Source organism: Marinobacter sp. BSs20148, assembly GCF_000283275.1.
Classification (GTDB): Bacteria; Pseudomonadota; Gammaproteobacteria; order Pseudomonadales; family Oleiphilaceae; genus Marinobacter; species Marinobacter psychrophilus.
In genome coordinates this window covers 3,475,393-3,494,480 of sequence record NC_018268.1, presented here as the reverse complement: position 1 = coordinate 3,494,480, position 19,088 = coordinate 3,475,393, and the positions used below count along the sequence as shown (strand labels likewise).

The 19,088-nt window shown below is 53.9% G+C and carries 13 protein-coding genes and 1 pseudogene; 4 read left to right on the top strand and 10 right to left on the bottom strand.

The genetic code is table 11. The annotated features are described in order from the left end of the window. Positions 1-9 precede the first annotated feature (9 nt). Positions 10-2,130, top strand: a complete 2,121-nt coding sequence (gene pnp, locus MRBBS_RS15945; RefSeq protein ID WP_014872613.1) for a polyribonucleotide nucleotidyltransferase — start codon at positions 10-12, stop codon at positions 2,128-2,130. A gap of 227 nt (positions 2,131-2,357) precedes the next feature. Here the strand turns inward: pnp and MRBBS_RS15940 are convergent, their stop codons facing one another. From MRBBS_RS15940 to MRBBS_RS15900, 9 genes are all read right to left on the bottom strand, one after another. After that, on the bottom strand, positions 2,358-3,257 hold the full coding sequence (locus tag MRBBS_RS15940) for an alpha/beta hydrolase (RefSeq protein WP_014872612.1): 900 nt from the start codon (positions 3,255-3,257) through the stop codon (positions 2,358-2,360). Next, complete coding sequence (locus MRBBS_RS15935; RefSeq protein ID WP_014872611.1) at positions 3,227-5,104, bottom strand: DUF4105 domain-containing protein; 1,878 nt, start codon at positions 5,102-5,104, stop codon at positions 3,227-3,229. Before MRBBS_RS15935 ends, MRBBS_RS15940 begins: the two co-directional genes overlap by 31 nt. An 85-nt stretch (positions 5,105-5,189) precedes the next feature. Beyond that, positions 5,190-5,654 carry a DUF3015 domain-containing protein gene (locus MRBBS_RS15930; RefSeq protein ID WP_014872610.1) on the bottom strand — a complete coding sequence of 155 codons (465 nt, stop codon included), beginning with the start codon at positions 5,652-5,654 and terminating at the stop codon, positions 5,190-5,192. A gap of 292 nt (positions 5,655-5,946) precedes the next feature. Further along, positions 5,947-6,387: a hypothetical protein gene (locus MRBBS_RS15925; RefSeq protein ID WP_014872609.1), complete on the bottom strand. Its 441-nt coding sequence runs from the start codon at positions 6,385-6,387 to the stop codon at positions 5,947-5,949. Positions 6,388-6,678: 291 nt separating this feature from the next. After that, on the bottom strand, positions 6,679-7,380 hold the full coding sequence (locus tag MRBBS_RS15920; protein WP_014872608.1) for an ABC transporter ATP-binding protein: 702 nt from the start codon (positions 7,378-7,380) through the stop codon (positions 6,679-6,681). A gap of 9 nt (positions 7,381-7,389) precedes the next feature. After that, positions 7,390-8,145, bottom strand: coding sequence for a high-affinity branched-chain amino acid ABC transporter ATP-binding protein LivG (livG, locus tag MRBBS_RS15915; RefSeq protein WP_014872607.1), 756 nt, complete (start codon positions 8,143-8,145; stop codon positions 7,390-7,392). Between the two features lie 6 nt (positions 8,146-8,151). Further along, a complete protein-coding gene (gene livM / locus MRBBS_RS15910; protein WP_014872606.1) occupies positions 8,152-9,423 on the bottom strand; it encodes a high-affinity branched-chain amino acid ABC transporter permease LivM in 1,272 nt (423 codons plus the stop codon). Further along, entirely contained in the window at positions 9,423-10,346 is a 924-nt protein-coding gene (gene livH, locus MRBBS_RS15905; RefSeq protein WP_014872605.1) for a high-affinity branched-chain amino acid ABC transporter permease LivH, read from the bottom strand. The genes livM and livH overlap by 1 nt, the downstream gene beginning before the upstream one ends. A 194-nt stretch (positions 10,347-10,540) precedes the next feature. Then, positions 10,541-11,656, bottom strand: a complete 1,116-nt coding sequence (locus tag MRBBS_RS15900; protein WP_014872604.1) for a branched-chain amino acid ABC transporter substrate-binding protein — start codon at positions 11,654-11,656, stop codon at positions 10,541-10,543. Between the two features lie 240 nt (positions 11,657-11,896). Between MRBBS_RS15900 and MRBBS_RS15895 the strand changes: the two are divergent. Further along, positions 11,897-12,375 (top strand): annotated as a pseudogene (locus tag MRBBS_RS15895) (MarR family winged helix-turn-helix transcriptional regulator). Between the two features lie 75 nt (positions 12,376-12,450). Here the strand turns inward: MRBBS_RS15895 and lon are convergent. Next, positions 12,451-14,901 (bottom strand): endopeptidase La, encoded by a 2,451-nt coding sequence (gene lon, locus MRBBS_RS15890; protein ID WP_014872601.1) that lies wholly within the window; start codon positions 14,899-14,901, stop codon positions 12,451-12,453. A 192-nt stretch (positions 14,902-15,093) separates the two neighbouring features. Between lon and MRBBS_RS15885 the strand changes: the two genes are divergently transcribed. Both MRBBS_RS15885 and aceE read left to right on the top strand, forming a co-directional pair. Continuing rightward, the gene (locus tag MRBBS_RS15885) at positions 15,094-15,957 is read left to right on the top strand and encodes a thioredoxin family protein (protein ID WP_014872599.1); all 864 of its coding nucleotides are present in this window, start codon (positions 15,094-15,096) and stop codon (positions 15,955-15,957) included. A 455-nt stretch (positions 15,958-16,412) separates the two neighbouring features. Next, positions 16,413-19,079, top strand: a complete 2,667-nt coding sequence (gene aceE / locus MRBBS_RS15880; protein ID WP_014872597.1) for a pyruvate dehydrogenase (acetyl-transferring), homodimeric type — start codon at positions 16,413-16,415, stop codon at positions 19,077-19,079. The last annotated feature ends 9 nt before the right edge of the window (positions 19,080-19,088 follow it).

The following is a 19,088-nucleotide window of genomic DNA, read 5'->3' as shown; positions in this document are numbered from 1 at the left end:
GAGTTTTTTGTGGAACCTAAACCCGTAACTAAAACGTTCGAACTTGGTGGCAAAACCGTTACTTTGGAAACTGGCCGTATTGCTCGCCAGGCCACCGGTGCCGTACTCGTAACCATCGACGATATTTCTGTGCTGGGCGCCGTTGTAGGTGCCAAAGAAGCCAAGCCTGGTCAGGGCTTCTTTCCGCTGACCGTCAACTACACCGAAAAAACCTACTCTGTGGGTAAGATTCCCGGTGGTTTCTTTAAGCGTGAAGCGCGTCCTACCGAAAAAGAGACGCTGACGTCACGCCTGATCGACCGTCCGATTCGTCCGCTGTTTCCTAATGGCTTCATGAACGAAGTCCAGGTTGTGCTGACCGTTATGTCAGCCAACAAAACTCAGGATCCGGACATTGCTGCCATGCTGGCGGCTTCTGCGGCCCTGGCTATTTCTGGCATTCCATTTGAAGGCCCCATTGGTGCTTCCCGCGTTGGCTTTACCAACGAGCGTGGCTACTTCCTGAACCCGACTCATGAAGAGCGTTCAACCTCGCTGCTGGACATGATTGTTGCCGGCACCGAAGACGCCGTATTGATGGTGGAATCGCAAGCCAAAAGCCTGACTGAAGACCAAATGCTGGGCGCCGTGCTGTTTGCCCACCAGGAAATGCAGACTGCCGTTAGCGCCATTAAAGAATTTGCCGCTGAAATTGGCAAGCCCCGCTGGGAATGGCAGGCTGAAGCCGTAAACGCCGAACTGATGGGCGCGATCAAGGCTGACTTCGCTGACGCTATCGCAGAAGCCTATAGCATCCGCGATAAAATGGACCGTTACGCGCGGCTGGGCGAGATCAAAGCCGCCGCTATCGCGAAACTGGCCGGTGACGAAGACGGCAAACACTCTGCTGAAGACGTTAAAAAGTGCTTCGGTAAGACCGAAAAGCACGTTGTTCGCCAGCAAGTTATTGACGGCAAGCCGCGTATTGACGGACGGGACACCAAAACCGTGCGCCCGATCAAAATTGAAGTGGGCATTCTGCCGGGTGCTCACGGCTCTGCGCTGTTCACCCGTGGCGAAACCCAGGCCATCGTGACCACCACGCTGGGCACGTCGCGCGACATGCAGATTATTGACGCGCTGGAAGGCGAAAGCAAAGACCCGTTCCTGTTCCATTACAACTTCCCTCCGTACTCCGTTGGCGAAGCTGGCCGTATGATGGGCCCCGGCCGTCGTGAAATTGGTCACGGACGTCTGGCCAAGCGCGGCCTTCTGGCGGTAATGCCAACGGTTGAAGAGTTCCCGTACACCATTCGTGCGGTGTCTGAAATCACTGAATCCAACGGTTCCAGCTCTATGGCATCGGTGTGTGGTTCCAGTCTGGCACTGATGGACGCAGGCGTGCCTATCAAGTCTGCCGTAGCCGGTATTGCCATGGGTCTGGTTAAAGAAGGCGATAAGTTCGCCATCCTGACCGACATCCTGGGCGATGAAGATCACCTTGGCGACATGGACTTTAAAGTAGCCGGTACCAAAGAAGGTATCACCGCGCTGCAGATGGACATCAAGATCAACGGTATTACCGACGAGATCATGGAACTGGCCCTGGAGCAAGCCTACGGCGCTCGCCAGCATATCCTTGGCGAGATGAACAAGGTGATTGCGGCTTCGCGTACCGAGCTGTCATCACGTGCGCCTAGCATCACCACCATCAAGATCAATCCTGAGAAAATCCGTGACGTGATCGGTAAGGGCGGTTCTACCATCCGTTCTATCTGTGAAGAAACCGGTGCGTCTATTGATCTGGACGACGACGGCAACGTTAAAATCTACGCCGACAACATGGAAGCGGCGCAGGCTGCGGTTAAGCGGGTTATGGAAATTACCGCTGAAATCGAAGTGGGCGCTATCTACCAGGGTCGCGTTGAGCGCATTGTCGACTTCGGCGCGTTTGTAAACATTCTGCCGGGCAAAGATGGCCTGGTTCACATCTCTCAGATTTCTGACCGTCGCATTGAAAACGTGACCGACGAGCTGAAGGAAGGCCAGGAAGTTCTGGTTAAAGTGCTGGATGTAGACAACCGTGGCCGCGTTAAGCTGTCTATGAAGGAAGTGAAAGAAGGCGAAAAGCCGACTGACCTTTCTGCCTGATAGTTTGATGGCGTGGTGACGGACTTAAGTCTGTCCCCCAAGCCTGATATAAAAAACCCGCCTTTCCGTTGGATTGGCGGGTTTTTTGTTTTCTGCCTTTTAAGACTGGGGCCGTTATTGGGAGTGTCAGCAAGTGGGCGAGGGCCGTTCAAAGCACGCTGTGAATACGTCCCTGTACGCTTGGGCTCCCTCCGCACAGCTTTGACCGACCCTCGCCCACTTGCTGCTTAGAGTTCTTTCTTCTCGCCGGCTTTCCTTAAGAAATTGATCAGGCTTTTTTGATATTCCGGCAGGGCAAACGTCGCCACGTGGGGCGTGTCGGTCTGCAGAAACTTCTTTGGCTCTTTCGCAGCCTGATATAGGGTTTCGCCGTTGGCAAAGGGGATTATGCCGTCGCGCACGCTGTGAATCATTAACAGTGGCGTGGGGCTGATACGGCCAATATAGTCAGTCCCTTCGTAGTCGTTGGGGATGGTCCAACTTAGAGGGGCCTGTAGCGGCCAGGTGAGCCAGAAGCTGGCGAGTTTGTCGCGGGCAATGGCGCGAAAGCCGGCGAAGGTGCCGTCGAGGATGACGCCATCCAAAGGTGGTTGTTCGTTACGTTGCTGCCACTCGGCCGCCAGGGGGATGGCGAGGGCGCCGCCCAGGCTTTGGCCTAGCAGGAAGATTGGTTTGGCTTGGGTTTGTGGTTGCTGGATTAGCCAGCGCATTCCGCTTTCTACATCGTGCAGGGCACCTTCAATATCCGGCGAACCGGTTGAGCGGCCATAGCCGCGGTAATCCAGCGCAAATACGTTGTAACCTTCGATCGGCAGCCAGGCTACGTTCATAATGTGGCTGCTGATGTTCTGGGCGTTGCCGTGCAGGTAGTAAACCGTGCCTTTCGCGTTTTTTCCAGATGCTATGTCGCCTTTGCTCGGCGGTTTGGTTACGGCTGGCAACCACCAGCCGTGTAACACTTCGCCGTCTGCGGTATTGATGAAGACATCGCTGTATTCCAGATTCAGCCGATCCGGTGTTATGTAAGTGGTCTGGTCGGGGAAAAAAAACAGGCCACTGCAACCGCTCAGCGAGAAACTAGCAGCCATTAAGCCAATTAGAAGTAGGCGTGTAGGCCGGCTTGCCATGTGTTTTGCATCCTGTCGAAGTGGTCTTCACGGTTAAACTCGGCGAACACGCTGAATTCACGGCCAAGATGCCAGCTGGCTTTGCCATAAAGCTGGTCCTGGCGATGTTGGTTGCTGACAATCCAGGCTTTGGTTTTCACTCCGGCCAACAGGCTGAAGCGAGGGTTCTGGTGAAGGAGTCCGAGGTCAGCGCCGGGAGCCGCATCGTAACCGCGACCCAGGTCATCATCGATTTCAAGATCCGCCGTTGCCAGGGCAAACGCCTGCGTGTTGCTAGCGATACGCCAGCTGCCGCCGGCCCCGCCGTCCAGATAGGGCGCCAGAACCCTTTCACGCCTCGTATCCGTGCGTCGGCCGCCAAAGCTGATCTGCCAAGACTGCGGCGAGAAAAAGCGGTTGCGAGGGCTGATAGAGCGTATCTCCACACCAGTCAGTTTTTCCAGCTGTAGCTCGTCGTTATCTGTGTAATAGCGGGCGTCCAGCCTTAAAAACTGCAACTGCGCACCAGGGCGGTAACCTTCGGGTGGGTCCAGAAGGTCGTGATAAGCCGGGCGGAATGTCAGCTGGCTAAAATTGCGACTCGAATCGCCAACCTCTGTGCGCCCGCCGCCCAGGCTGAGGCGAAAGGTGTCGTGGCCCTGGTCGTCGCGCACAGCGGGTTCTGGTGGCGATGGCGGATAGCCGGCGTTTAGGGAGCTGCGCTCGCGCAATAAAGAGTGGGATAGGGGCGCCGTAAAGCCCCTTGGCCAGCCGTCGGCCTCACTCTGGTAGCGCACGTAATCGTAGGTGGCGTCGAGCACGGCAGCGCGATCGGTCTCGTTCAGCGCCATCAGTTCCAGGCTGTTGGGTTTTAGATAACCATTGGCGAGGGCAGAAGCTATAAGCTGTTGTTGTGCACTTAGAGAATCCAGCGAGTGGCTGACCGCCGTGGCGGCAGAGGCGCGATATTCCACATTGTCGACCAGATTTTTGTCGATAACCCAGCGCACGGTGTCTGAGGGAATAGCGTGGGTGTTTACTTCGTCCAACAGGTTGGTGCCCGGTCGCGCCACATCAATTAGCGCTAGCAGGCGGTAAGCGCAGTTCTCGTCAAAAAAGTAATAATCAAAATTCTTGTCCTGAATTTCCCAAGCGTGAGCGGTCATTCTGTCGACCTCGCTTTGCTTCAGGTTTAGCCGATACTCCCACAAATCCCGATGTTCAATATCCGAGTACAGGCGGATTTTTTCGTAGTAGGGCTGAACCGCGGTGATGCCCGGATAGCCGCCAAAAATACCACGATAGGCAAACATCAGCTCACCGTCGTGGGCGGCGGCATCGGCGGCGTAGGAAATGGTGTTGGCGAGCAACAAGTTAGTGTCGTTGTCATCTTGGGGTGGGTCCAGGCGCAGAAACGTATGGCCGAACATAGACGACGGGCTGTTTAGATAAGAGGCGGCAAACACGAGGGTCACGGTTTCCGTATTGAGCTCGTTTTGCCATTGCTGATACGCGGGGCAATCGACCGCAGGTAAACTCAGGTTCAGCTCGTGTTGCAGCCACGTTGATCGAGCTGGAAATCGGCAGCGGGCGTGCCGGTCTCCGCCGCCCGGCTGTTGAATGGCCGTTAGTGTGGCCGCTAATTCAGCCTTTGGGGAGAGCTTGCCGTCGGCACTTAGGAAAAATGCATCATCGTCGGCCTGGCTTTTGAAACCGCTGCTCAGGTTTGGCTGGTGGTAATGGCCCAGTGTTAGCCAGCCTGGCGACAGATGAAGACCGGCGGGTACGCTGACTGTTTCAGCCAGGGCAGGCATTGGTAGCAACGCGAATAAGGCTGCGGCTGTTCCGGAACAAAAAGTTTGGCCCATGGCAGGTGTCAGAGTCCGTGGTCTAAAAAAAGTGCGCCATCGCTGGCGCACCGATATCACAGTGTTTCCGAGGAACCTGGAAATATCAGGCAGCGACGTATTTGCTCAGGCCGGCATCTTGCTGCAGCAGGGCAACAATAGCGCTAACAGCCTGGTCAGAGGTGGTGTCTGCATTCGGGAAGATAGCGGCGAAGTTATCCTGCAGCACACTGCGGAAACTGTCACGGTCAGCCTGTTCTACGCCGAGCAGGACGGCAAGAGTGTCCAGGTTTTCGCCGTTGCCGCGAGACATGTCGCGGGCTACTTTGTCGATGTTGCTGTCCATGTACATAGCCATGGATTGAACAGAAGCATTGGTTGAGCAACCCAAGGTGCCCGTAGTCATACCCAAAGTTTGGTTACCGAAAGATCCGTTAGTGGTTGCCGCCAGCACGTGCGGGGCGATACCAGACTGTCCTTTCCAGATCATGGCGCCAACGCCACAGCCCGGTTGGGCAAAGGCCATAGAAGAAACACCCAGAAGAATTGCACCTGCGATCAGTTTTTTCATATTATCCATCCTTAGTATCGTTATGATCGACTCGAATTTCATGCCGATCGTTATAGACAGACGAGAGGCCCAGTCGGTGCAGGCAGCTGTTAATTTTTGGGCGCCGCTGGCACTGCTACTAAGTATAAATGTATATAGGTTAATCGCAAGATTTCAAAGCGTTTAGACTTGAATGTACAGGTGGGATTTTGATCTTACCTGTGGATAGCGGAACTGGTTTATTTTTGGACCGCTATGCACGGGTAACGAGTTACTGCCACCTTAGAGATGGCGCACCCGAAAAGTGACACTTTTAGTAAGCTGAGTATTTGCTTTCAACTTTTCGTTTTTCAGAGATGTATTTTTTATTATCGATGGTTTCCAGTATCAACTTCTCGTCTAATTGGGCGATTTCCCTTAATTTAAGGGTAGTTACTTTCTGCTTTGTAGCATGGTAATTCAGAGCCTGCGCTCCTTGGTAGCCACTTACGGGGTCCCACAATATTGACGCGGGCCAAAGTAAAAGGTTGACCACGCCCGCTCCGTATTCACGTACGTAAAAAGAACCCACCCCCGGCAAAATGCCTAAAGCTGCGGCAGCACCCTCATTTTTTTCTTCAACTACGAGCCCCTTGGCCTGATAAACGCGATATTCCTGCTTCTGACCCGACGACAAAGGTGTGGCGCAGCCGGAAACAAGCAGTGTGCTAAGAGTGATTCCGAGAATTAGACTTTTTGAGCGACCTGTCAGCATTGTTCTTCCTTGATAAAAGTACATTACATAGCGATGACAAAACATTAATGCTTTGACGTGCTGCGGATCATACAGGGCAAGACGTTTTGTGTCGCTATTGAGGGCGTAACGAAGATGCGTTTTTAGTAACTATTTGTTACATAAACAGAAGTCATCTTCAAGCATGGCTAGAGCGCTTCAGCTTTAATCCAAGTGTCGAGAGTTGTGGTTGAATAAACGGTAGCCAAAAAAAGAACGTTTAGCATGGCTATCAGCTAAACGTCCTAATAGTTTGGTTCATAGATGGCTGACTTACCCGCCCAGATACGCTTCCCGCACTTGCGGATTCACCAGCAGGTTTGCGCCTGTGTCGTGCAGGCGAATGCGCCCTGTTTCCAACACGTAACCCCGGTCAGCCAAGTTCAGTGCCTGATGAGCATTCTGTTCTACCAGAAATACCGTCATGCCTTCATCGCGCAGTTTGCCGATAATCTCGAAAATCTGTTTGATAATGAGCGGTGCCAGGCCCAGGGATGGCTCGTCCAGAATGATCAGTCGCGGTTTGCTCATGAGCGCGCGGCCAATGGCCAGCATTTGCTGCTCGCCGCCAGACATGGTGCCGGCGCGCTGGCTTTCGCGTTCTTTCAGACGCGGGAACAGTTCGTAAACATGCTCTTGGCTTTTGCGGATTTCCGACTTGGTGTTGAAAAAACCACCCATGTGCAGGTTTTCTTTCACCGTCAGCCCGGAAAAAATGCGTCGGCCTTCGGGCACTATGGCAATGCCGGAACGCATAATTTGCGAAGTCGGCTCTTTGGTGATGTCACGGCCGTCGAGCACAACCCGACCAGCACTGGCTTGGGGGGCACCGCATACAGTCATCAGCAGTGTGGTTTTGCCGGCACCGTTAGCGCCGATCAGCGAGACAATTTCGCCCTCATTTATTTCAACTGATACGCCGTGCAGGGCTTCGATTTTGCCATAGTGGGTGTGTATATCTTCCAGTATTAACATGGCTGGTCCTCAGGCCTCGCCCAGGTAGGCTTTGATAACGTCTTCGTTTGCACGCACTTCCTGCGGCGTTCCGCTGGCAAGTGGGCGGCCCTGGTTAATGACCGTAATCCGGTCGGAAATATCCATTACCAAGTTCATGTCGTGCTCAATCAGCACCACCGACACGCCGTAGTCTTCCTTCAAGCTGACAATCAGTTGGTTCAGCTCCTGGGTCTCCGCCGGGTTCAGGCCTGCGGCGGGCTCGTCCAGCATCAACAGCTGCGGTTGGGTGACCATGCACCGGGCTATTTCCAGGCGCCGCTGCTGGCCATAAGACAGGTTTCCGGCATCGACGTTGGCTTGGTCTAGCATGCCTATCCGCTCTAGCCAGTAGGCGGCGCGATCCAGAGATTTGCGCTCACGTTCACGATAGTTCGGCGTTTTTACCAGACCGGCCAGCAGGTTAGTGTTCAAGTGCCGGTGCTGTGCCACCAACAGATTTTCCACCACCGACATTTGAGTAAACAGCCGCACGTGTTGAAACGTGCGCACCATTCCCATGCGCGAGATTTTGTAATCCGGTTTGCCCTGAATTTCCTTGCCTTGAAAAATGATCTTGCCGCCGCTGGGCTTGTAAAACCCGCTCATGCAGTTAAAGACGGTGGTTTTACCGGCGCCGTTGGGACCAATAATAGAGTGAATTTCCTGTTCCTGGACATCCAGACTTACGCCGTCTACCGCCAGTAGACCGCCAAAACGCATGGCCAGGTTTTGTATTTTAAGCATTGCCTGTTATTCCTGCGTTTTTAGGGTGATGTGAAGACGGCGCATGGGCACCAATCCCTGTGGTCGCCAGATCATCATCAGCACCATGGCGGCACCAAAGATCAACATGCGGTATTCAGAAAACTCCCGTGCCAGCTCGGGCAGTATGGTGACGGCAATGGCCGCGAGTATTACGCCAATTTGCGAGCCCATGCCGCCCAGCACCACAATGGCTAGAATAATAGCTGATTCCAGGAACACGAAAGATTCCGGGCTTATAAAGCCCTGTTTCGAGGCAAATATGGTGCCGGCAAAACCCGCAAAGAAAGCGCCAATGGTAAACGCCGACAGCTTTACCGCAGTGCGGCTGAGGCCCAGGGAACGTGCGGCAATTTCATCTTCACGTAGAGCCTCCCAGGCGCGGCCTACCGGCATTTTCATCAACCGGCGAATAATCAGCGCGGTGATAATGGCTAGTACCAGGGCAATCAGGTACAGGAATATGACTTTGTGTTCGCCGCTGTAGGCGATGCCGAAGGTTTCGTGAAACGAGGTATTACCCTCTTCTTTAACACGTCGGCCAAATTCCATTCCGAACAGGGTAGGGTCGGGAATGCCGCCAATGCCGTTAGGCCCGCCGGTCACGTTGGTCCAGTTGTTCAGAAGTATGCGGATGATTTCGCCAAAACCCAGGGTCACAATGGCTAGGTAGTCGCCCCTTAGCCTTAGCACCGGAAAACCCAGAAGCAGGCCGAATAGTCCTGCCAGCAAAGCGCCCAAGGGCAGCGCCATCCAGAACGAAATGCCGTAATACTGCGACAGCAAGGCAAAGGTGTAGGCACCTACAGCGTAAAAAGCCACGTAGCCCAGGTCCAACAGGCCAGCCAGACCCACCACAACGTTCAGGCCCAGCGCCAGTATCACGTAAATCAGCACCAGAGTGGCCAGGTCAACCGCGCCGCGGGACGAGAAAAATGGCCAGAACAGCGCCACAACGACCAACCCGGTCAGTACCCAGCTTTCAAGCTTTGCCCGTTTGTCTTGCTCCATGGGCTTGCGGCCGGTCAGCGGGTTCAGGTCACTCACGGCGCCCAGTTTGCCCATCACGCTGTCGCGGAAAAGCTGAAACAAAAACACCATCAGGGCTGCACACGCAATGGCCACAATGGTAGTGGCGTCGGTGCCAGTCAGGACAATATTGATCCCTTCGGCTTCCAGATTCAGCCCCAAAATGGGGTAAGAAATAACAATGGTTACGATGGCACAAAAAAGTGCGTGCCGAACATTAGAAGTCGCCATCAGATTTTTTCAACCTCTGGCTTGCCCAGTAGGCCGGTCGGTTTGAACAGCAAAATCAGGATCAGCAAGCTGAACGAGATGACGTCTTTGTATTCACCACTCAAATAGCCTGACGTCATGCTTTCAGCAATGCCTAGAATAAGCCCGCCCAGCATCGCACCCGGAATGCTGCCAATACCGCCCAGTACCGCTGCGGTAAACGCCTTTAAACCAGCGATAAACCCAAACAACGGATCGACCGAGCCGTAGTACATGCCCAGCAACAGACCGGCAACCGCTGCCAATGCGGCGCCAATAATAAAGGTGGCGGATATGATGCGGTTGGTGTCTATGCCCAGCAGGTTAGCCATGCCCAGATCTTGGGATACGGCGCGGCAAGCGCGACCGGTGCGTGAGCGCGAGATAAACGTCGATAGCACGGTCATACAGACCAAGGTGGTTACGAAGATGGTGATTTGCATGTACGACAGCGACATCTGGAAGGCGCCTTCCGAACCAAAATTGAAACCGCCTTCGATCAGTAAGGGAAAACCGACGTTGCGGGAACCTTGAGCCAGGTGCATGTAATTTTGCAAAAAAATGGACATTCCAATGGCGGAAATCAGCGGGATCAAGCGGTGCCGACCGCGCACAGGCCGATAGGCCACTCGTTCTACTGCCCAGCCCATAGAACTGGATACAAGAATGGCGCAAACCAGAGCCACAACCAGCACCAGCGGTAACCAGGCAATGCCAAGGGTCGTCAAACCGGTGATGGCGATGAGCGCGGTGTAGGCGCCAATCATATAAATTTCGCCGTGGGCGAAGTTGATCATTCCGATAATGCCGTAAACCATGGTGTAGCCGATGGCAATCAGGGCGTAGGCGCTGCCTATTGTCAGTCCATTAATAAGCTGCTGAGAGAAGTATAGAAGGTCTTGCATGGGGTGCCATCTCCGGAAATCGACTTCTGACGGCCATCTAAGCGCGCAACAGGCAAGGGCGCTGCGCAATTAACGTTGAGATCAGAAGCTTGGAAAGACACCCCGCAGCCTTCGGCAGGCTTCGGGGTGTCGTCTCTTTCAGCGCTGCCGCCGGGTTTGCGCCCGCGCGACAACTGCGGGTTTGGGGGCCCGCGTTAGTTACTGACCGGAGTCTTGCTACCGTCTGAGTGCCATTCATAAACCACAAATTCGAACGACTTCATGTCGCCGGCTTCGTCGTACTGAACGGTGCCAATAGGCGTTTCGAAGCTGTTGGCGCGCAGTGCGGCAGCCACTTCAAACGGGTCTTGGGAACCTGCTTTTTCGATGCCTTCAGCTACTAGCTGAACAGCTGCGTAGGAAGTTAGTACAAATGGACCGGAGGGATCTTCGTTTTTGTCCGCAAACGCGGCAACCAGATCTTTGTTCTCGTCTTTTTCGTCGAAAGCGGGCGGCAGGGTAACCAGCAGGCCTTCAGCGGCTTCGCCGGCAATGGTGTTGATGTCTTTGTTGCCAACGCCTTCAGGACCCATAAATACAGCGTCCAGGCTCGCCTGGCGAGCTTGACGCAGAATCAGACCCAATTCGGGGTGATAGCCGCCATAGTACACATAATCAACTTGAGCCTGTTTGAGTTTCGTCACCAGCGATGAAAAGTCTTTATCGCCTGCGGTAATGCCTTCAAACATGGCTATTTCGACGCCAGCGTCTTTTAAGGTGTCGCGCACGGCGGTGGCAATGCCTTCACCGTACTGCTGTTTGTCGTGGATAACCGCGACTTTCTTGGGGTTCAGACTGGCCAAATACTCTCCGGCGACTGGGCCCTGCATGCTGTCCAGGCCGATGGTGCGGAATAACAGTTCATAACCGCGAGCGGTGATGTCCGGGCTGGTGGAGGCCGGGGTGATCATTAGAATGCCTTCGTCTTCGTAGATATCAGACGCCGGCTGGGTAGAGCTGGAACACAGGTGACCTATCACGTATTTCACGCCGTCGTTGACCAAAGCGTTGGCAACGGTCACGGCCTGCTTTGGGTCACACACGTCGTCGTATTCAACCGCTACCAGGTTTTCACCCATAACACCGCCAGCGGCATTAATGCGCTCGATGGCCATACGCGCGCCAGAAAACTGCATATCGCCGTACTGCGCAACCGGCCCTGTCATGGGGCCGGCAATGCCTATTTTAATGTCTGCTACGGCGGCACCTGCGCCCATAAGAGCCGCGGATGTGGCGATGGCTGTTACGAGCTTTTTAACGTTGTTTTTCATTATCAGTTTCCTGTAATCAGGGTTTTATTGTAGTGCACAGACATTAACAAAACACCACCTCTTGGTTGTTGTCAAGCGGAGGCTTTGCACGAGTGTTATCTTGCCCTGCAAATCGCCGCTTGTCTTCAATTCGATTGCTGTCTGGGCTTTAAAAAAGTGTTGGCAATTAGTGGTTTTGCAACAGATCGTGATATCAATAATTCTCAGTACGGATAGTATCAGCATGGCAGGAGCGGCGCGTTGACCAGTTACGACGAAATATTATTAGCATTACGTCGGGTAATCCGTGCAACAGATTTGCACTCGAAACGGTTGAGCAAAAGTTCCGGGCTGACCGCGCCTCAGTTGCTGATTATGCGGACCATACGGGATTTGGGCCAGGTCACTATTAGCACCATCGCTAATAAAGTCAGCCTTAGCCAGGCCACAGTCACCACTATTTTAGATCGCTTGAAATTGCGCAACTTGGTGTACCGGGTTCGCAGCACTGAGGACAAGCGCAAAGTACACGCCCACCTGACCGAAGCCGGCGACGAGATTCTGGCCCGTGCGCCCAATCCGCTGCAAGAAGACTTCATTAAAAATATCAGGCCTTGGCGGAGTGGGAGCAAACCATGATTCTGACCTCGCTGCAGCGAGTGGCTAAGATGATGGACGCAGACCATATAGACGCATCGCCGGCTCCGGATGTAAGCCCGGTGCTGCGCGAAGATGGCTGAAAGTGAGCCTCTAAGCAAGGCTCCATGGTAAAACGGCAAACCGGGATGAAAAGTGGCGGCCAGTGCATCAGTGCATCAGTGCATAACTGCACCCTTCTTCGGTTGTTGGCCAAAGCAAACCTGGAACACATCGCTGTAGTGTTTCGCAAAACTGACCGCAATGCCTTCTTTCAAATATCCTGGCAGTTCGTCGTAATCGCCTCGATTGGCCTCTGGTAGAATCAACTGGTTGATTTTCTGCCGTCGGGCGGCGATCACTTTTTCCCGTATTCCCCCTACTGGCAGTACCTGCCCGGTCAGTGTTAGTTCACCGGTCATGGCGATGTTTTGCTGCGGCGCTTCACGGCGAGCAATCGACAGCAGCGCTGTGGCCATAGTGACGCCTGCGCTTGGGCCGTCTTTCGGCGTGGCGCCTTCCGGCACGTGCAGGTGCACTAGCGATTTGTCAAAAAACACCGGGTCGCCTTTATAGCGTTTCAAATTAGACGCGACAAAGCTGTAGGCAATCTCGGCGGATTCACGCATCACATCCCCCAGCTGTCCGGTCAGTTTGAAACCGCGCTGGCTGCTGTGAATGCGCGAGGCCTCAATGCTGAGCGTAGCGCCGCCCATGGAGGTCCAGGCTAAACCCGTGACTACGCCGATGCCCTTCATGGATTTTTCTTTGCGGAAGACAGGTTGCCCCAGGTATTCCTGTACGTCGGCAATGCCAACGCGAATGGGTAAGTCAGGATTTTCGAGCAACTTGACGATACCCTTGCGGATGATTTTGTGCAGCATCTTTTCCAGACCACGCACCCCGGCTTCACGGGCATAGCCCTCAATCACCTGTTTTATGGCGGCGTCAGAAATGTTCATCTGCTTTTTAAGCAGTCCAGCGCGTTTCAGCAGTTTGGGTAACAGGTGGTGCTTGGCGATCGCCAGCTTTTCTTCCGCTATATAGCCAGACAGGCGAATCACGTCCATGCGGTCGAGCAGCGGTCGCGGTATGGTATCCAGTTGATTGGCGGTGCAGATGAACAGCACTTTCGACAAATCCATGCGCACATCCAGATAGTGGTCCAGAAACTCGCGGTTCTGCTCCGGGTCGAGAGTTTCCAGCAGGGCAGAGGCCGGGTCGCCCTGGTAAGACGCGCCAATCTTGTCGATTTCATCCAGCATAATGACCGGGTTGGCCACTTTTGTGTCTTTCAGTGCTTGCACGAATTTGCCCGGCATGGCGCCAATATAGGTGCGTCGATGGCCTTTAATTTCGGCTTCGTCACGCATGCCGCCTACGCTAAAGCGATAGAACTTGCGCCCCAGCGCGTCTGCCACCGAATGGCCGATGGACGTTTTGCCCACGCCCGGCGGGCCCACCAACAGCAGGATGGTGCCGCTGACTTCTTTTTTGAAGCTGCCCTCTGCCAGAAACTCGATAATGCGGTCTTTTACATCGCCCAGGCCGTCATGGTCTTTGTCCAGAATGTGTCGCGCCTCGGCGAGGTCGAAATGATCCTGTGAGTGCTGGCCCCAAGGCACTTGGGTTATCCAGTCCAGATAATTGCGGGTAACACCATACTCCGGCGAGCCCTGTTCAAGAATTCGCAGTTTTTGCAGTTCTTCATCAAAACGTTCGCGCACCGCTTCGGGCGGGTCTAGTTCCGCCATGCGCCCTTCGAAGCGCTCGGCGTCAGCAGTTTTGTCATCTTTTGACATGCCCAGTTCGCGTTGAATTACTTTCAGCTGTTCTTTCAGAAAGAACTCGCGTTGGTGCTTTTGTACCTTTTGGTTCACTTCCGCGCTAATTTCAGACTGCAGCTTGGCCACTTCCAGCTCTTTACGCATGAGCAGCAGCACTTTATCCATGCGTTGCAACAGCGGTACGGTATCCAGTACTTCCTGCAATTTCGCGCCAGGTTCGCTGGTCATCGATGCGCCGAAGTCGGTCAACGGTGAACTGTCCTCCGGGCCGAAGCGCGTCAGGTACTGCTTCACTTCCTCGCCATACAGCGGGTTGGTGCGCAGCAGCTCTTTAATGGCGCTGATAACGGCCATTGTATAGGCCTTGGTTTCATCCAGGTCTTCGGCCGGTTCTTGCGGGTATTCCACTTCCACCAGGTAGGGTGGGCGGCGACGCAGCCATCGCACAATGCGAAAGCGCTGTAAGCCCTGTGCAATAAACTGAACCTTGCCGTCTTTTTGCTGAGCGTGGTGCACGCGCACAGCGCAGCCCATGGTGGCCAGATCTTTGCTGTCAGGCACGCCTTTTTCACTGGCTTCGTTGTCAACGTAGCAAATGCCCAACATGCCGTGATCGGTCTCCCTCACTTTTTTCAGGGTTTCGTGCCAGGGGTTTTGATTGACCACGACAGGCTGTACCTGGGCGGGGAAAAACGGCCGGTTAGACACCGGCAGCAGGTACAGACGCTTGGGCAGCGTCTGCTCAGACAGTGCCAGGTCTTTGCTGTGTTCGTCTTTGCCTATGTACTCGGTTATATCTTCTTCGAGCTGTTCCAGAGAGTCATTGCTGTTGTCGTCTGTCATGCTACTTGGCTTCCCGGTACTGGGTGTGTTCGGCGTCGTGTATTCAGTGTCGAACGTTTGCTGTTTATTTGCTGCCAAAACTCTGATTTTCAAGGCCGCTTATTAACCCCTTTGGCCTGTTCCTCTTGAATTTCGCCGCCGCGCTCCCCATCTTAGCTGTATCTATAAACAGCGACAGATTCAGGTGTCCCAATGAGCAACCCTTCTTATATATTCGAAGCCACAATGGAAAACTTCCAGCAGCAGGTGATGGAAGCCTCTGCGACAACACCCGTTCTGGTAGACGTATGGGCGGAATGGAGCGCGCCTTGTAAACAGCTGATGCCACTGCTGGAAAAGTTGGCCGAAGAGTATAAGGGCGCCTTTTTACTGGCCAAAGTGAATGCCGACCAGCAAGAACAACTTGCCTCCAGCTTGGGTGTGCGAAGTCTGCCAACCGTTATTTTGGTGAAAGATGGCCAGGCGGTAGACGATTTTAACGGTGCGTTAGCGGAGAGCGAGATCCGCAAAGTGCTGGACAAGTATGTAGAGGCGCCCGCCGAGGACCCTTTCGAAAAAGCTCACGCGCTCTGGGAGGAGGGCAATCTTGATGGCGCCCTGGCCATTTTGGGCGATATGAACCAGAAAGATCCGGAAAACCTGAAAGTGCTGATTGACCTGGCTCAGATCAAAGCCGAAATGGGTGATCTGGACACCGCCGAACAAATTTACAACAGTCTGCCTCCGGAAGAAAAATTGCAGCACCAGGCCAAACAGCTGGCGGCCCGCACCAAGTTTTTGAAACAGTCCGCAGAACTGCCGCCCCAGACCGACCTGGAAATGGCTCTGGAGCAGGACCCACAAGACCCTAACGCGCTGCACATGTTGGCGCTGCATAATGTATTAAAAGAAAACAACGCCGAGGCCATGGAGCTGTTGATTCGCCTGATTCAGGTAGACAGCAAGTATAAAAATGAAGTGGCCAAGACAACGTTGGTGGAGCTGTTTGAAAAGCTGGGAAACAACAATGCCGACGTGCGCACCTACCGGCGCAAGTTGTATACCTTGATGCATTAAGTAGCAATTTAGTCTTTAAGCAAAAAACGGGCTCACCTCACGGTAAGCCCGTTTTTTTCATATTATTCAAAGTGAAACGTAGAAGGTTCAGGGTTGCAAACGAAGTCGCATAGAGTCAACAGTGTTCGACCTTGGTCGGGTGTGACTTGTCTGGAAGGTGTAAAAACGTCATTATTCCGTAAGGAATCGAAATTAATTCCTATTTTTCCAGATTTTTTCAGGGTTAACCAAAAAATTTCGATAAATTGTAGTAAAAAAACTACAATGCCGGTCAATTCCAAAAGCAGTTTGCGATCTGCCAAACGCAAATTGTGAAACCTGACCTATGCTTGTTTATGAACAATTAATCGGCGCTACGGCCCCAACGCCGCAAGCCCCACTGACTGACTCAGCAGCGCAGCCCGTGATGTACGGCGACTGGGCAGCACTTATATAGATGCCTAATGGAGGGTTTGATGTACCAGGACGACGATCCGATTGAAACCACGGAGTGGCTTGACGCACTCGAATCACTGATCGAGCAGGAAGGTGTAGACCGAGCCAAGTACATTCTGGAGCGCCTTGCTGAACGTGCAAGCCGTGACGGCACCCAGCTGCCGTATGCCATCACCACACCATTCCGCAATACGATCCCGCTTGCACAAGAAGCACGTATGCCGGGTGACCTGTTCATGGAACGCCGTATTCGTTCCCTGATCCGTTGGAACGCCATGGCGATGGTTGTGCGTGCCGGCAAACGTCCGGGTGATCTGGGTGGTCATATTTCCACCTTTTCGTCTGCGGCCACGCTCTATGATGTAGGCTTTAACTATTTCTTCCACGGTGGCGACGAAAAACGCGAGTCAGACCTTGTGTATTTCCAAGGCCACGCCTCGCCGGGCATTTACGCCCGTTCCTTTTTGGAAGGCCGGTTTGAAGAAGCGCAGCTAGACAAGTATCGCGAAGAAGTCGACGGCGGCGGTTTGTCATCCTATCCGCACCCGTGGCTGATGCCTGATTACTGGCAGTTCCCCACGGTTTCTATGGGCCTGGGCCCGATTCAGGCCATTTACCAGGCTCACATCATGAAGTACCTCGACAGCCGCGAGCTGGTCGAAATGGAAGATCGTAAAGTGTGGTGTTTCATTGGTGATGGTGAATGTGACGAACCCGAGACTCTGGGCTGTATTTCCAAAGCCAGCCGTGAAAACCTGGACAATCTGGTGTTTGTGATAAACTGCAACCTGCAGCGCCTGGATGGCCCGGTACGCGGCAACGGCAAGATTATTCAGGAACTGGAAGGCTCGTTCCGCGGTGCTGGCTGGAACGTGATCAAAGTGGTTTGGGGCCGCATGTGGGACCCGCTGTTTGAGCAAGATGAAGACGGCACCATGCAGCGCGCCATGGACGAAGTGGTTGACGGCGAACTGCAGAATTTCACCAACGGTGGCCCGGCGGCAACCCGCAAGCAGTTTTTCGGCAAGTATCCGAAGCTGGCTAAAATGATTGAAAACTGGACCGACGACGACATTCAAAAGCTTAATCGCGGCGGCCACGACCCGTACAAGGTGTATGCGGCTTATAAGAAAGCGGCGACACAAGCCAATGGTAAGCCGACTGTTATTCTGGCCCATACTATCAAAGGTTATGGCTTTGGTGCCGCTGGCGAAGCCACCAACACGGCTCACTCGCTGAAAAAACTTGATATAGAAACGCTTAAGTCATTCCGTGACCGTTTCGCGATTCCGCTGAAAGACGACGAGCTGGAAGACGTACCTTACTACCGCCCGGCGCCAGACAGCCCGGAGCTGGTTTACATGAAGAAGCGCCGGCAAGACCTGGGTGGTTTCTATCCCAAGCGTCGTAAAGACAGCCAGCCGCTGCAAATTCCTGATCTGGACATCTTCAAGCAAGTGTTGGACGGTTCCAACGGCCGTGAAATCTCCACCACTATGTCCTTCGTGCGTATTCTGAGCGCGTTGGTAAAAGACAAGCGTGTGGGCAAGCGGGTTGTACCGATTGTTCCCGATGAAGCCCGTACCTTTGGTATGGAAGGCATGTTCCGCCAGCTGGGTATTTATACCTCAGAAGGGCAGAAGTACGTGCCGCAGGATCGCGACCAGATCATGTATTACCGTGAAGACAAAAAGGGTCAGATTCTGCAGGAAGGCATCAACGAAGGCGGTGCCATGGCGGCCTGGATTGCGGCTGCTACGTCCTACAGCAACAACAACTTTCCGCTGATTCCGTTTTACGCGTTTTATTCCATGTTCGGTTTCCAGCGCGTTGGCGACCTGGCCTGGGCCGCTGGCGACATTCAGGCTCGCGGCTTCCTGATTGGCGGCACCGCAGGGCGTACCACGCTGAATGGCGAGGGCTTGCAGCACCAGGACGGTCACAGCCATATCCTGGCCAACACCATTCCTAACTGCAAAGCTTACGATCCGGCTTACGCCTATGAAATGGCTGTGGTGATTCATCACGGCATGAAGGAAATGTACGAAGAGAACACCAACGTTTATTACTACATCACCATGGAGAACGAGAACTACGTTCAGCCAGCGATGCCTGAAGGTTGTGCAGATGGCATCATCAAGGGGATGTACAAGTTCAGTTCGGTGGAAGCAAAAGGTAAAGGCAAGACCAAGTTGCGGGTTCAGTTGCTGGGCTCCGGCGCTATCCTGAACGAAGTGAATGCCGGGGCCGAGCTGCTGAAAGACGATTGGGGCGTCAGCTCTGACGTGTGGAGTGTCACCAGCTTTAACGAACTGGCCCGCGACGGCCAGCACGTAGAGCGCTGGAACCTGATGCACCCGGATGACAAGGGCCGCAAAGCCTATGTCACCCAGTGCCTGGAAAACCAGACGGGTCCGGTTGTGTCGTCTACCGACTACATCAAGCTGCACTCTGAACAGTTACGGGCGTTTATCCCCAAAACCTTCCTGACCCTGGGTACGGATGGCTTTGGCCGCAGCGACACTCGTGAAAAACTGCGTGATTTCTTTGAGGTTGATCGTTACCACGTTGCCGTAGCGGCTCTGTCTGCTCTGGCGAAAGACGGCGAGATCAAGCACGAGCAGGTTCTTGAAGCCATGCGCAAGTACGGAATCGATCGCAACAAACCGAACCCGGCGCACCGCTAAGGAGACCGC

Bases quoted from the DNA above. Each gene is read 5' to 3' on its own strand.
- MRBBS_RS15940 (WP_014872612.1), bottom strand. From the start codon at position 3,257: ATGGCAAGCCGGCCTACACGCCTACTTCTAATTGGCTTAATGGCTGCT.
- MRBBS_RS15935 (WP_014872611.1), bottom strand. From the start codon at position 5,104: ATGGGCCAAACTTTTTGTTCCGGAACAGCCGCAGCCTTATTCGCGTTG.
- MRBBS_RS15930 (WP_014872610.1), bottom strand. From the start codon at position 5,654: ATGAAAAAACTGATCGCAGGTGCAATTCTTCTGGGTGTTTCTTCTATG.
- MRBBS_RS15925 (WP_014872609.1), bottom strand. From the start codon at position 6,387: ATGCTGACAGGTCGCTCAAAAAGTCTAATTCTCGGAATCACTCTTAGC.
- MRBBS_RS15920 (WP_014872608.1), bottom strand. From the start codon at position 7,380: ATGTTAATACTGGAAGATATACACACCCACTATGGCAAAATCGAAGCC.
- livG (WP_014872607.1), bottom strand. From the start codon at position 8,145: ATGCTTAAAATACAAAACCTGGCCATGCGTTTTGGCGGTCTACTGGCG.
- livM (WP_014872606.1), bottom strand. From the start codon at position 9,423: ATGGCGACTTCTAATGTTCGGCACGCACTTTTTTGTGCCATCGTAACC.
- livH (WP_014872605.1), bottom strand. From the start codon at position 10,346: ATGCAAGACCTTCTATACTTCTCTCAGCAGCTTATTAATGGACTGACA.
- MRBBS_RS15900 (WP_014872604.1), bottom strand. From the start codon at position 11,656: ATGAAAAACAACGTTAAAAAGCTCGTAACAGCCATCGCCACATCCGCG.
- lon (WP_014872601.1), bottom strand. From the start codon at position 14,901: ATGACAGACGACAACAGCAATGACTCTCTGGAACAGCTCGAAGAAGAT.
- MRBBS_RS15885 (WP_014872599.1), top strand. From the start codon at position 15,094: ATGAGCAACCCTTCTTATATATTCGAAGCCACAATGGAAAACTTCCAG.
- aceE (WP_014872597.1), top strand. From the start codon at position 16,413: ATGTACCAGGACGACGATCCGATTGAAACCACGGAGTGGCTTGACGCA.